Genomic DNA, 12,975 nt, shown 5'->3' on the forward strand with positions numbered 1-12,975 from the left:
CCCGGAAGGAGAACCACCATGCTGACCGTCGAGTCGCTCGAGGTGACCTACGGGTCGATCCGCGCCGTGGCCCGGCTCGACCTCGCCCTCGCCCGGGGCCGGGTCGGCGCGCTGCTGGGCGCCAACGGCGCGGGCAAGTCGAGCACGATGAAGGCCGTCGGCGGGCTGCTCCGCCCGTCCGGCGGGCGCGTCCTGTTCGACGGCGCCGACATCACCGGCATGCCCGCGCACCGCGTCGCACGGCGCGGCCTCGCCCTGGTGCCGGAGGGTCGGATGGTCGTCGGCTGCCTGACCGTCCAGGAGAACCTCGACCTGTCGGCCTACGCGCGCGGGCGGCGCCGCAAGGCCCTGGCCGACGACGTCTACGACCTGTTCCCGCGGCTGGCCGAGCGCCGCCGGCAGACGGCCGCGCTCATGTCGGGCGGCGAGCAGCAGATGCTCGCCATCGGCCGCGCCCTGATGACCGCCCCGTCCCTGCTGCTGCTGGACGAGCCGTCGATGGGGCTGTCCCCGGCGCTCGTCGACACGGTCTTCGGGGCGATCGCCGAGATCCGCTCCGCCGGGATGACGATGCTGCTCGTCGAGCAGAACGCCGCGCTCGCCTTCCCGCTCGCCGACCACGCCTGCCTGATCCAGCGCGGCGCTATCGTGGCCGAGGGCACACCGGACGAACTGGAGAAGGACCCCGCGACGATCGCCCGGCACCTCGGCATCGACGAGGAATCGGCGCGGGAACCCGCGGGGGACACCGCGCCGGACGAGGACCGTGCCCGGAGGGGAGCGACCACGTGAACTGGCGGAAGCTGTACGGCGCCGGGGTGCCCGGCGAGATCGTCCCCGACGCGGGGAGCGTCCTCCAGCTGTTTCGGATCCGCACCGCCGAACGTCCGGACGCCCCGCAGCTGCACTACTTCGGCACCACCCTCGACCGGGCGGACACCGACCGGCTCAGCGACGCCCTCGCCGCCGGGCTCGAACGGCGCGGCGTCCGGCCCGGCGACCGCGTCGCGATCGCCTTGCAGAACACGCCCGTCTGCGTCCTCGCCGTCCTCGCGGTCTGGAAGCTGCGCGCGACGGTCGTCCCGGTGAACCCCATGTACAAGGAGCGCGAGCTGGCCCACCTGCTCGCCGACTCCGGGGCCCGCGTCCTCATCGCGCACCCCGCCGCCGCCCCCACGGTCGCGGCGCTGCCGCAGCCCCCCGAGCACGTCCTCTACTCCCGCGACGGCGCCCTCGCGGCCGACCCCACCGGCCCCTGGCCGGACGGCGACCGGCCCGACGACGTGCAGGCGATCCTCGACGAGGGCGGCGCGCCGCGCAAGGCGACCATCAACCGCCCGGACGAGCCCGCGCTGCTCAGCTACACCTCCGGCACCACCGGCCCGGCGAAGGGCGCGGTCAACACCCACCGCAACCTCGCCTACCAGGTGGCCGCGTGCCGCACCTGGATCGGGCTGGGGGAGACCGACTCCGTCCTCACGATCGCGCCGCTGTTCCACATCACCGGCCTCGCGATGCACCTGGCGCTCGGCCTCGGCGCCGGCCTGCCGCTCGTCCTGACCTACCGGTTCGAGCCCGCGACGGCCGCCGCGCTGGTCGAACGCTACAAGCCGACGTTCACGATCGGCTCCATCACCGCGTTCATCGCGCTCCTCGACGAGCCCGCCACCCGCGCGCACGACCTCGGCTCACTGACCAAGGTGCTCAGCGGCGGCGCGCCCGTCCCGTCCGCGACCGTGCGCCGCTTCGCCGACGCCTTCGGCGTCTACGTGCACAACGCCTACGGGCTCACCGAGACGACGTCGGCCGCCGTCGCCGTGCCGCTCGGCACGCGGGCGCCGGTCGACGAGACGTCCGGGAGCCTCTCGATCGGCGTGCCGCTGCCGAGCGTCCGCGTCGAGATCCGCGACGAGCGGGGCGAGCCGCTGCCGCCGGGCGAGGTCGGCGAACTCGCGATCACGGGCCCGCAGGTCGCCGCGGGCTACTGGCGCAACCCGGAGCAGACGGACGCTTCCTTCCCCGACGGGACGCTGCTCACCGGCGACGTCGGCTTCATGGACGCGGACGGCTGGGTCTACCTCGTCGACCGCAAGAAGGACATGATCGTCGCCGCGGGCTACAAGATCTGGCCGCGCGAGGTCGAGGACGTCCTGTACGAGCACCCGGCGGTACGGGAGGCGGCCGTCGTCGGCGTCCCCGACCCCTACCGCGGCGAGACCGTGCGCGCCCACGTCAGCCTCCGCCCCGGCGCCACCGCCACCGGCGACGAACTGCGCGAACACTGCCGCCGCAGGCTGGCCGTCTACAAGGCCCCCGCGCAGGTCCTGATCGAGGACGAACTGCCAAAGAGCGTGTCGGGCAAGATCCTCCGCCGCGAACTGCGCGCACCGGACGCCGCCGGCTGACGGGCCGCCCCACCAGAGGCAGGCCGCGTCCGTCGACGGCCAGGTGGACCTTGGGGGCCAGCCCTCCCCGCGCCCGCCCGAGCACCGTCTGCGCGGGCCTCCGGGGCCGGGGGCGCCGCCGCCCCCGGGACGAACGCACGCCGTCCATCTGCCTGACCGACAGGCCCCGCGCGAGCCGACCCACGCTCGGGGTTTCTGTTCAGGGCCGGTGCAGGGCTTGGACGAGGTGGGTCTCGGTGAGGTCTTGGGCGAGGGTCCAGAGTCGGGCGGTGGCACGTCCTGGGCGCGGCGGGGCAGCCGGGCGGGGCCGGTGGGCCCGCCCAGGTTGAACCGGCCGCTGGGCCCGTAGTAGCCGCCGTTGGCGGCGCCGGGGTCGGTGGCGGCGCTGGGCGGCCAGAAGACGGATCCGACCGAGGCCGCCGACTGCATCACCCTGTTGCTCAGCGGCGGCCCGTGGCAGCCCGACCCCTGACCTGGACAGCGGGATTATTCGTTCGCACCTGTACAGGAGGTCGACCGGGTTGGCCACACCGAGCCCGACCGGCCAAAACGGTTCTCAAGGCGTTCATCGACGCCATCGGTGACCACCGCCTGTACGCGGCCTACCATCTCAGTGGTGGGCGTGTCGTCCGGCCGGTCAGTGCGGCCACACCCGCGTAGGGTGCCTGCATAGGGTGTGGCCACACCATTGCAGCGAGAGGTACCGGCCCCATGAGGCTCGAACTCACCAATCACGAAGCCCTGCACGGTTGGGGGGTCGTCAACAACAGTGCCGATTGGCATGCTCAGCGCAACCTCAAGCCCTCTGCGGCCGAACAGGCAGTTGGAGACATTCTTTTCAGGGCTTACGACTGCCGGACCACCACCACGACCACGGTTGAGCTCAGCGACGACGAGCGTGCGAGCCTCGCCGAACTGGTCAGCGAACACATCGCCGCGTGGGCGAAGCGCGGCAAGGAGAACGCCGCAACATCTCACCTGCGCTCGCTGGTCGTGAAGCTGGGCGGCTGACATGCCTACATCGGGCAGCCCACAACGAACCTTTCACCTCGCCGACGATGCCCTGTGGGCCGAGGACGGCCAGGCGTGCCGGGACGTCAACGGCGGCGCGGACCGCAGTGACGACATCCGCGACCACCTCGAGGCCGCCGACGCCGAATGGAAGAAGCGACGCGAGGCGAGCTGATTCTTCGACGGAGCCGATGCTGCGTTCCAACCGTTGTACCCGGCGTGGTGTTCTTCGGGTAGGCCCGGCGAGGTATTGCTCCGCGGGGACGATTACCTCGATCCGGGCGCCGTGCGAAAACTGCGCGGGCGAGCGGTGTGTCGGCGCCGTCGGGGCAGGTCATGCAACGATGTCCGCGGCCGGCCCTGGGGCCGACACCCCCGAAACCCAGAACACACGCCGAGAACTCAACCAGTGGATCCGCACCAATGACGCTTTCGACGCGGTCGCCTGGCATGCCCTCGCCACGTGCCGCAGTCGGTGAACCTCCATGACCTTCCGGCGGGTTACTTGGCCTCCTCTGGTGTCGGGGCCAGGGCTACGGGGCCGGTCAGCGGCGGATGAGTTCGAGGTCGGCGGCGGCGGCTGCGGTGCGGGGTTTCGGCGCCGAGCTTGGCGTAGATGCGGGCCAGATGGACTTGACGGTGCCTTCGGTTGGTCCGGCGGCGGCGTTGGGTGCGGCAGCGGGGCGGTTCGTGGTGCGCGTCCTGGGTTGCGCCGTTGGATGCGTCGCGGGACATATTCGCCGACCCCTGCAACTGCGGCTATCTCGTCGACGAGGCCGATGGATTCCGTACATGCTGGATGAGGGCGAGTTCTCGGCCGCGTGGTCGACTTCCTACCCACAAGGACGTTCATGTCGCTGCGTGGTGTCGTTGGTGGGCGTCTTGCTGGGACATCGTGACTTTCCGTCCTGACCGCATGGGGCCCGTCCGGCGACGGCTTCACCGGCCAGTTACCGGCCACTGGTGGCTTGGGTCTGTGGCCACGGCAGGTAAAGCCAGGTCTTGGTTGTGATAATCGTTCTCATATAAGGTGGCCGGTGACGCTACGGAGGCGATCCGCTGTGGACCCTGCACCGTCCCAAAGACCAAACCACCTAGGACGACCGGTTCGTCGCTCGGGAGGCCGGGCGCCATCGTCCAAGAGTCCCTGTGGGCATTGACGTCGCAGTCGAACGCGGCGCATCTGTCCCGCCGCTGCGTCGCCATTACCGGGCCCGTTCCCCGCGGAAGGAGCCACCGCGTGCGCGAAGATGTTCTACGGATCGATCCGGCGGAGTCGCCGGCAAGGGTTCTGGCGATGCTGGAGCGGACCGGTGCCACGCGGATAGTCGTCGACGCCGCGACGCTTGAGCGGCTGTGTGCCGAGCCCGATGCCGACCGAAGCGGACTCGGGCAGGTCCGTCGAGTCGAGGTCATCGGTGGTCATGTCGACCGGCGGGCCGAACTGTTGTTCCCGGCCGCGGAGATTCGACGGGGTGCGCTCGCCGCAGATCCGGCGGACGTGGTCGCGGCGGCCTCCGCCGCAGCCCAGAGCGTCGGCGGAGTGCCGTCGAGAACCGCCGCCCAGTGCCTCGTCGCGACGCTCGAGACGGCCGCGCTCGGTTCGATGCTGCGCGTGCTGCAGGGCGGCGGCGTACTCGACGACCCGACGCGGATCTACACCACGGCCACCGTGGTCGCGGCCGCGCGAGTCGCCCCGCCGCACGTGCCGTTGGTCGGCCGGTGGCTGCGGGCACTCGCCGAGGCGGGATGGATCTCCCGGGACGGCGATGGCTACCGGGGCACTCGGCCCGTAGGGTCCGGCGCCGAGTCTGCGGCCTGGGACGCTGCTCATCGGCAGTGGGTCGAGGGCGGGTTCGGAGGACCGGCCTTCGTGACTTACCTGCGGCGCAACGCCGAGTCCCTCGAGGGACTGCTGACCGGTGACATCGCGGCGGCGATGCTGCTGTTCCCTGAGGGGCGCACCGAACTCGCCGACGCCGTCTACCGCGATACGGCGACCGCCCGATTCCTCAACGAGACGATCGCCGGTGCCGTGTGCCGCCTCGGTGCGTCGGGAGCTACCCGAGTGCTGGAGGTCGGCGCGGGTACCTGCGCCACGTCCGAGGTCGTGCTGGCACGGGCCGCGAGCGCCGGTATCCGGCTCCGCTACACCGCCACTGACGTGTCCCGGTTCTTTCTGAGCACCGGCCGATCGCGGTTGCCCGACGCTCATTTCGCCGTCCTCGACTTCAATCGGTCACCGATCGTCCAGGGGTTCTCGCCCGGCTCGGCCGACGTCGTGGTGGCGGCCGGGGCGCTCAACGCCGCCCGCGATATCGACGCCGCCGTGCGCGGGCTGGCGCGGCTGCTCACTCCGGGCGGTTGGCTGCTGGTGAGCGAGCCCACCCGGGAGCACGTGGAGATTCTGGCCTCGCAGGCGTTCATGATGGCTCCGCCCCTCGACGTGCGGGCGCGCACCGCCACGAGCTTTCTCGACCGCGCTCAGTGGGCCGCGGTGTTCGCCGGGGCCGGGCTGGTCCTGCACGCGACGCTGCCCGCAGAGGACCACGCTCTCGCCCCCCTTGGGCAGCGGCTGTTTCTGGTGCAGGCGCCGGACACCGCAGAGTCGACGGACCACCCGGCCGTCTGAACCGCACGGGATCCGCGGCCGGTGGAGCAGCCTTACCTTCCCCCGACATCACGCCCATACATGCACTCGACGCGGGTGTTCCGCTCTGCCTGAGGAGACGACGTGTCCGTTGATCTGACCGAAGCCCAGCGGCGCACCCTCGCGGCCCTGGCGGACACCTGGGTCGCGGCGGTCCCGCCGCCCGGCGTCGAGGACGTCGACGGGTTCTGGGGCCGGACGGGCACCGATGTCGGCACCCACCGCGCAGCGGAGTTCGCCATCACCCAGGCGCTCGGCCCCGAGGCGGCCGCCGGAATCGTCGAGCTCCTCGACGCGTTGACCGGCGTCGGTCTGGCCGACGCCCCGCCGGAGAAGCGCGAACCCGTCATCGCCGGCGTAGCCGCGGCGGCGCCCGAGGCCGCCCTCGGCGTCGCCGCGCTGCGCGCCATGACGGTCGGTCTCGCCTACACCCTGGTCGACGAGTCCGGCACCAACCCGTTCTGGAGCACCATCGGCTACCCGGCGCCGGGCACCGCGCCCGCACTACCGCACCAGATCCACCCGGCCGTACCGCCCCCCACCGGCGAGGTCCGCGCCGACGCGGTGGTGATCGGCTCCGGCGCCGGCGGCGCCGTGATCGCCGCCGGTCTGGCCGCGGCCGGCCGATCCGTGGTGATCCTGGAAGCGGGCGGCTACTTCGACGGCGACAACGCGATCCAGCATGAGATCGAGGCCGGCCCCAACGTCTACTACCGCGGTGGCGGTTCCCACACCACCGCGGAAGGCAACGTCAGCCTCTGGGCCGGTGCGACCCTCGGCGGCGGCACCACCGTGAACCTGTCCAACTGTGTCCGCCCGCCGGCCGCTCTCCGTGCCGTCTGGGCCGAACGGCACGGACTGTCCGATGTGGACGGCCCCGAGTTCGACGCGCACATCGACGCAGTGCTCGCTCGTCTCGGCGCCAACGAGGAAGCGAGCGTGTACAACGGCCCGCACCGGAAGATGGTGGCCGGAGCGCAGGCCCTCGGCTGGAGGTATCGGCGCGCTCTGCTCAACCTGGACCCCAGGCTGATCGAGGCCGACCGCGGCTCGCTGCTCACCTACGGTGATCGCACGGGCGCCAAGCAGAGCACCGTGCGCACCTTCCTCCTCGATGCCGCCACGCAGGGTGCTCAGGTCTTCATCCGCACCCGCGCCGACCGGATCCGGGTCGAGGACGGCCGTGCCACCGGCGTCTCCGCCACCGCGCTCGGTCCAGACGGCACCCCGACCGCGCTCACCGTGCACGCTGCCAACGTGGTGGTCGCCTGCGGGGCACTGGAGACCCCGGCCCTGCTCCAGCGCTCCGGCATCGGAGGCCCCGCCGTCGGCAGGCACCTGCACCTGCACCCCGTCATCCTGGCCTCCGGCCGGTACGCGGACGCCCTGGAGCCGTGGACCGGCCCGCCGCAGGCCGCGATGGTGGACGAGTTCGCCGCCGACATCGACGCCGACCGCACCGGCTTCCTGATCGAGTCGGTCGCCTCGCAGGTCGGCGCCACCGCCGCCACCCTCCCCTGGGTGAACGCCGCCGACCACAAGGCCCGGATGGCGAAGATGCGGAACGTCTCCGCCCTGGTCGCGATCATCGGCGACAAGAGCGAGGGCACCGTGACACTGGACGACCGCGGGCAGGCGGTGCACGAGTTCCCACTGGCCGAACAGGCCGACCGGACGGCGCTGTACCGGGCGCTCGAGATGGTGGCCCGGCTGCACGAGGCCGCCGGTGCGGAGGAGATCTATCCGCTCACCCCCGGCGTCCCGGCGCGGACCTGGCGGCGCGGCGACGACCTGGCCGAGGTGCTCGCCGAATGGAAGGCCATCCCGCTCGGGCTCGGCGGGCACGTTCTCAGTTCGGCGCACCAGATGGGCAGCGCCCGGCTCGGCACCGACCCGGCCGACAGCGTGGCGAAACCCAGTGGGGAACTGCACGACACCGCCGGGGTGTGGATCGGCGACACCAGCGCCTTCCCGTCGGCGCTCGGCGTCAATCCGATGATCACCTGCATGGCGCTGGCTCGTCGCACGGCCGGGCACATCCTCGGCTGAACCGCCCCCGCCGGGACGGAGACCCGGCGGGGGCGTGCAGCTCCTCCTCCAGAAGCAGCCGGTGCAGTCGCTTCCACACACCCGCCCGGTGCCACTCGGCCGGCTGGCCGCCACCGCGTCATGCCCGACCCGAACCCCGGTTCCGGCGGCAGGCACTCCCACCGGATCCCGGTATGCGGCACGAACAAGATGCCGCACATCACCTTGCGGTCGTCCAGCCGATTACGCCCGGCATGACGCTTGCGGCGCTTCACCTCGCGCAGTAACTGCTCGATCCGTTTCCGCAGGCTGTCAGCACCACCACGGAGATTTTTCCCCTTAGGCACCCATTCCACAGCACGGCCGACCGTCACCACATGTCGCTATGTGTGCACATTTTGTTACGGCTTCTAAGTGTGGTCCGGCAGGCGCTCCTGCGTTCCCTGAGCCAATCCGTGACAAGCCCTTCAACGAAGAGCAGGGGGCATGTTATGTTCCTTATTGAGAGTGATTGTCGTTATCACATTCAGTGTTCGCCTCCTTCTTGTGTCCGGCCCGCCACCCGTCTCGGCGCCGACGTTCGGCCAGGTTCCGTCCGTGTCCGCTGCCATGAAGAGGTCCAATGAAGCTCTCACCTGCGGTTCGCCCATCCGTCCACGGGACGACTGCTTCCGCGTTCTCGTCCTGCGGAGGGCCACGGGCGCCGGAGGAACCGGCGCAGGCAGCGGTAAGCCGCAGACCAAAGCACCTGACGAGTCTCGCCACGGGCGTGCCGCCGCGTCGCACGGCGAAACGTCCCGGTCTCCCTCGACGACACGATGCGATCCCAGCCGCCCGAGCGACTCGGAGGGCCATGAGCACCAGCACCGCCGACATCGACCACTTCGGCATCGACATCACCGCGATCGTCCGGGACTACTGGGACGCCGCCGCGATCGGCGATCACAGGCCCGGCCCTCTGGACGACACCGGCGTACACGGCCAGGCATGGATGGTCCTGCTCAGCCGCCTGCTTCCGTCCACGCGGCCGCTGCGCATTCTCGACGTGGGGTGCGGTTCCGGCTTCCTGACCTTCACCCTGGCCGCGCTCGGCCACACGGTGACCGGGCTCGACGTGAGCCCGGGCATGCTGCGGGTCGGCCGGGCCGAGGCCGAGCGTCGCGGACTCGACGACCTCCGGCTGGTCGAGGGGACGGCCGAACGGCCGCCGGGCGGCCTCGGGCCGCTCGACGTCGTGATCTCCCGTGACCTCCTGTGGACGCTGCCCAGTCCGGAGAGCGCCCTCGGCGCCTGGTTCGACCTCGTCCGACCCGGTGGCAAGGTCCTCGGCGTCGACGCGCTGCGCTCCGAGGAACTGCTCCGAGCCACCACCGGCCGGGAGTACCCGGCAGAGGTCCTCGACTCCCTGCCATTGCTGCACGCCCACGACCTCGATCCGGTCGAGAATCTCTGGCTGCGATCCGGTTTGGAAGAGGTCATGGTCGAGGAGCTGCGCTGGATGGATGCGGTCGTCCACGCGGAAGTCCCGGTACACGAGCGCCCGATGACCAGACGCCTCGGCTACTTCCTGGTCGAGGGCGTCCGTCCTGCGCGATGAGAGGTTCCCCACCGGCTCTACTCATCAAGGAGTGCCGATGAACACCGGTCCACTCGGAACGGCTCAGCTTCAGGCCGATATGGCGGAGTCCATGCAGCGGTACTGGGACGCGACCGCTGAGAGCTACGCCGGCCACGATCATTTCGAACCCGACGATCCCCGGCGGCGGGCCTGGTCGTTGCTCCTCGCCCGCATGTTCCCCCCGACCGAACCGAAGAAGATCCTCGATGTCGGTTGCGGCTCCGGATTCGTCGCCCTCTCGCTCGCGGAGTTGGGACACCGGGTCGTCGGGCTGGACATCTCCCCGGAGATGCTGAGGATGTGCGGTACCGCGGCCGAAGTCCGCGGCCTGACGAACCTCGCTCTCGTCCGAGGTGCGGCGGAGCAGCCGCCACCTGATCTCGGTCCTGTCGACGCCGTCATATCCCGCCACGTGCTGTGGACGCTGCCGTGGCCGGAGCAGGCCGTGCGGGCTTGGGCCGCTCTCGTCCGGCCAGGGGGGCGCGTCGTGGCGATCGACAGCCTCTGGTCCCCGCAGTTGATCAGTGACATGGACGACCGGGACTACCCTCCCGAGGTCACCCGCTTCCTGCCCCTCCTGCACGCCCGACATCTGAACCCCGCCCGCAACCTGTGGCGGCGGGCCGGCCTCGGCAGGGTCATGGCCGAACGGCTGGCGTGGATCGACGGGGTACTTCGCACGCGATCCCCGGCCGCCGCGGCGACGATGTACCAAAATCTCTCCTTCTATTTCGTCGAGGGCATCCGGCCCGTCTCACCTCGCCCTGACCTGCACCGGGGGGTGATCTGATGCGTGCCTACGAGGTCTCCTTCGCGCACCGGGCGAGCCTGCTCGACGACGCAGACCTGGCGGCCGTCGCCGAGCTCATCCGTTCGAACGATCCGCTTTCCGGAGGGCATCGCCGGGAGGCGTTCGAGGCCGCCTTCTCCGCGTACACCGGCACCCGGCACGCCCTGTCGGTCACGAGCGGGACGGTGGCACTCGAGATCGCGATCCGCCTGCTCGGGCTGGAACCGGGTGACGAGGTCATCGTCACGCCGCAGACCTACCACGCGACCATTCAGGCGCTCCTGGAGCAGCGCGCCCGGGTCGTCTTCTGCGATGTGGACCCCCGATCGCTCAACATGGACCCCGTCGCGCTGGAATCCCTGATCGGTCCTCGGACCAGGGCCGTCGTGCTGGTGCACTACGGCGGGATGCCCGCGGACATGGACAGGATCGTGGAACTCGCCCGGGGGCACGGAGCGGTCGTCATCGAGGACTGCGCGCACGCCCTGGGCGCCTCCTACCGCGGACGACGGCCGGGCAGCCTCGGCGACATCGGTTGTTTCAGCTTCTTCGCCACCAAGAACATCACCACGCTGGGCCAGGGCGGCATGCTGACCTTCGACCGCGATGACTGGGCCGAACGAGTTCGGCAGGTGCGGGCCAACGAGGTCGACGGGCGGTTCGTTCCGCTGGACGTGACCGGTGACCCCGCACCGGCCTCGCTACCGTGGATGAAGTTCCACGGCGGCGCGTACCAGCGTGCCTGCGTCGAGGTGTTCAGAAGCGGGACGAACGCCAACATGCCCGAGGCGGCCGCCGGGGTCGGCCTCAGCCAGCTCGCCAAGCTCGGGAGCCTCATCGAACGGCGCCGGCAGATCGCCGCTCGGCTCGACGCGGTCGTGGAGCGGATCTCTCGGGTGCGGCCCCACTCGGCGCCACCGGATGTCGAGCACGCTCACCATCTGTACACGTTCTTCGTGGACGCCGGGGGCGGCGCGCGCGACCAGATCCTCCGCGAACTGGACAGCCGGGGCGTGGAGGTCCAGCTCCGCTACTTTCCGCTGCATCTGCGCCCGGAGTGGCGGCGTCAAGGCCACGGCCCCGGTGAGTGCCCGGTGGCCGAGGACAGCTGGTTCTCCCGGCATGTGAACCTGCCGTGCCATCCGGGCCTGTCGGACGATCAGGTCGACCACCTGGCCCGGGCACTGGAGGAGTCACTGACAGCGGTCCTCGCCGACGCGCGGCACGACGAGATCGACGACAAGCCGAGGGAGGATCATGGCTCACTTCGACGCTGACATCGGCGTGGTCGGCCTCGGCGCCTGGGGATCGGCGACGCTGTGGCGACTGGCCCATCGAGGGGTCGACGTTCTCGGTTTCGAGCGGTTCGAGCCGGGACACGCATTCGGCTCCTCGCACGGCGGAAGCCGGATGTTCCGCCTCACTTGCTACGAGCACCCGGGTCTCGTCGCGCTGGCGAAGCTGTCGCTGGACCTGTGGCGAACGCTGGAGGCGACGGCCGGGGTACCGCTGCTCGATCTCAGCGGTGGCCTGCTGATCGGCGCGCCGGACGGCCGCATGATCAGCGAGACGCTCGCCAACGCCCGCGACTTCGACATCGACGTGGAACGCCTGGACGCCACGGAGCTGAAGCGGCGTTTCCCGCAGCACGAGAACGTGGCGGCCGGACATGTGGGGGTGTGGGAGCCGTCCGCGGGACTGCTGCGTCCGGAAGCGGCGGTTCGGGCGGCCGTCACGTCGAGCGTGCGGATCGGCGCCCGGGTGTACAGCGACACCCGGGTCGTGCGGATCGAACCGGTGTCCGGGGGCGTCGTCCTGCACACGCCCACCGGAAAGTTTCGGGTTCGGCGAACGATCGTCGCGGTCGGTCCGTGGTGTGCCACGTTGATTCCGCGGCTCCCGCTGAAGACCATCCGCAAGCCCATCACGTGGTTCGCTCCGGAGGGCTCGCCCGGTGAGTTCTCGGTGGACCGGTTCCCGATGTTCAAGCGGGAGTGCGGGGACGGGCGGGTGCTGTGGGGGTGCGGCGCCTACGACGGCGATGACGTGAAGCTCGGCCTGGAGACCAAGGGCCGGGTGCCGCCGGAGATCGATCCCGACGTCCTCGACCGTTCGACGTCCGTGGCGGACTGGGACGAGCTCGGCCGGGTCGTCTCGAGCGCACTGCCCGGCGTCCGTCCGGTGCCGACCCGGGTGTCGGTGTGCATGGGGACGCACAGCCCGGACGACCAGTTCGTGCTCGGACCGGTCGGCGGGGACCTGCGGCTGATCGTGGCCACCGGCGAGAGTTCTCAGGGATTCAAGCACGCCACGGGGATCGGCGAGTTCCTGGCGCAGACCGCCGTCGGGGAGACGCCGACCGTCGCGCTGCCGTTCACCGATCCTGATCGCTTCCTGACCGAGAAGACATGACAACGGGAACGTCACCTCCCTCGTGAAAGCGCCCTTCTTCCGCCGGCCGCCGCGCGAACCC

At 70.8% G+C, this 12,975-nt stretch carries 10 protein-coding genes and 1 pseudogene; 10 read left to right on the plus strand and 1 reads right to left on the minus strand.

Annotation, left to right across the window (positions count from 1 at the left end; all coding sequences use genetic code 11):
* The first annotated feature begins 18 nt into the window (after positions 1–18).
* From AB0L25_RS14740 to AB0L25_RS14765, 6 genes are all read left to right on the plus strand, one after another.
* Positions 19–792, plus strand: a complete 774-nt coding sequence (locus tag AB0L25_RS14740; RefSeq protein WP_500172106.1) for an ABC transporter ATP-binding protein — start codon at positions 19–21, stop codon at positions 790–792.
* Positions 789–2,405, plus strand: coding sequence for a class I adenylate-forming enzyme family protein (locus AB0L25_RS14745; RefSeq protein ID WP_500172108.1), 1,617 nt, complete (start codon positions 789–791; stop codon positions 2,403–2,405). Before AB0L25_RS14740 ends, AB0L25_RS14745 begins: the two co-directional genes overlap by 4 nt.
* Before the next feature lie 711 nt (positions 2,406–3,116).
* On the plus strand, positions 3,117–3,416 hold the full coding sequence (locus tag AB0L25_RS14750; protein WP_500172110.1) for a hypothetical protein: 300 nt from the start codon (positions 3,117–3,119) through the stop codon (positions 3,414–3,416).
* A gap of 1 nt (position 3,417) precedes the next feature.
* Positions 3,418–3,591 (plus strand): hypothetical protein, encoded by a 174-nt coding sequence (locus AB0L25_RS14755; RefSeq protein ID WP_500172111.1) that lies wholly within the window; start codon positions 3,418–3,420, stop codon positions 3,589–3,591.
* Positions 3,592–4,656: 1,065 nt separating this feature from the next.
* Positions 4,657–6,048, plus strand: a complete 1,392-nt coding sequence (locus AB0L25_RS14760) for a class I SAM-dependent methyltransferase (RefSeq protein WP_500172113.1) — start codon at positions 4,657–4,659, stop codon at positions 6,046–6,048.
* A gap of 102 nt (positions 6,049–6,150) precedes the next feature.
* The gene (locus tag AB0L25_RS14765; protein WP_500172115.1) at positions 6,151–8,115 is read left to right on the plus strand and encodes a GMC family oxidoreductase N-terminal domain-containing protein; all 1,965 of its coding nucleotides are present in this window, start codon (positions 6,151–6,153) and stop codon (positions 8,113–8,115) included.
* Positions 8,116–8,201: 86 nt separating this feature from the next.
* On the opposite strand, the pseudogene AB0L25_RS14770 reads toward AB0L25_RS14765, so the two are convergent.
* Positions 8,202–8,471 (minus strand): annotated as a pseudogene (locus AB0L25_RS14770) (transposase); the annotation flags it as partial.
* A gap of 476 nt (positions 8,472–8,947) precedes the next feature.
* Here AB0L25_RS14770 and AB0L25_RS14775 point away from each other — a divergent pair.
* The 4 genes from AB0L25_RS14775 to solA are packed head-to-tail and all read left to right on the plus strand — an operon-like array spanning position 8,948 to position 12,914.
* On the plus strand, positions 8,948–9,691 hold the full coding sequence (locus tag AB0L25_RS14775; protein WP_500172117.1) for a class I SAM-dependent methyltransferase: 744 nt from the start codon (positions 8,948–8,950) through the stop codon (positions 9,689–9,691).
* A gap of 37 nt (positions 9,692–9,728) precedes the next feature.
* Positions 9,729–10,502 (plus strand): class I SAM-dependent methyltransferase, encoded by a 774-nt coding sequence (locus tag AB0L25_RS14780; protein ID WP_500172119.1) that lies wholly within the window; start codon positions 9,729–9,731, stop codon positions 10,500–10,502.
* Complete coding sequence (locus AB0L25_RS14785; protein WP_500172120.1) at positions 10,502–11,779, plus strand: DegT/DnrJ/EryC1/StrS aminotransferase family protein; 1,278 nt, start codon at positions 10,502–10,504, stop codon at positions 11,777–11,779. The genes AB0L25_RS14780 and AB0L25_RS14785 overlap by 1 nt, the downstream gene beginning before the upstream one ends.
* Positions 11,760–12,914, plus strand: a complete 1,155-nt coding sequence (gene solA / locus AB0L25_RS14790; protein WP_500172122.1) for an N-methyl-L-tryptophan oxidase — start codon at positions 11,760–11,762, stop codon at positions 12,912–12,914. The genes AB0L25_RS14785 and solA overlap by 20 nt, the downstream gene beginning before the upstream one ends.
* Positions 12,915–12,975: the final 61 nt, after the last annotated feature.

The organism is Spirillospora sp. NPDC052242 (assembly GCF_040679555.1).
Taxonomy (GTDB): domain Bacteria; phylum Actinomycetota; class Actinomycetes; order Streptosporangiales; family Streptosporangiaceae; genus Spirillospora.

Coding starts and splice junctions, on each gene's coding strand:
- AB0L25_RS14740 (WP_500172106.1), top strand. CDS start 19: ATGCTGACCGTCGAGTCGCTCGAGGTGACCTACGGGTCGATCCGCGCC.
- AB0L25_RS14750 (WP_500172110.1), top strand. CDS start 3,117: ATGAGGCTCGAACTCACCAATCACGAAGCCCTGCACGGTTGGGGGGTC.
- AB0L25_RS14755 (WP_500172111.1), top strand. CDS start 3,418: ATGCCTACATCGGGCAGCCCACAACGAACCTTTCACCTCGCCGACGAT.
- AB0L25_RS14775 (WP_500172117.1), top strand. CDS start 8,948: ATGAGCACCAGCACCGCCGACATCGACCACTTCGGCATCGACATCACC.
- AB0L25_RS14780 (WP_500172119.1), top strand. CDS start 9,729: ATGAACACCGGTCCACTCGGAACGGCTCAGCTTCAGGCCGATATGGCG.
- AB0L25_RS14785 (WP_500172120.1), top strand. CDS start 10,502: ATGCGTGCCTACGAGGTCTCCTTCGCGCACCGGGCGAGCCTGCTCGAC.
- solA (WP_500172122.1), top strand. CDS start 11,760: ATGGCTCACTTCGACGCTGACATCGGCGTGGTCGGCCTCGGCGCCTGG.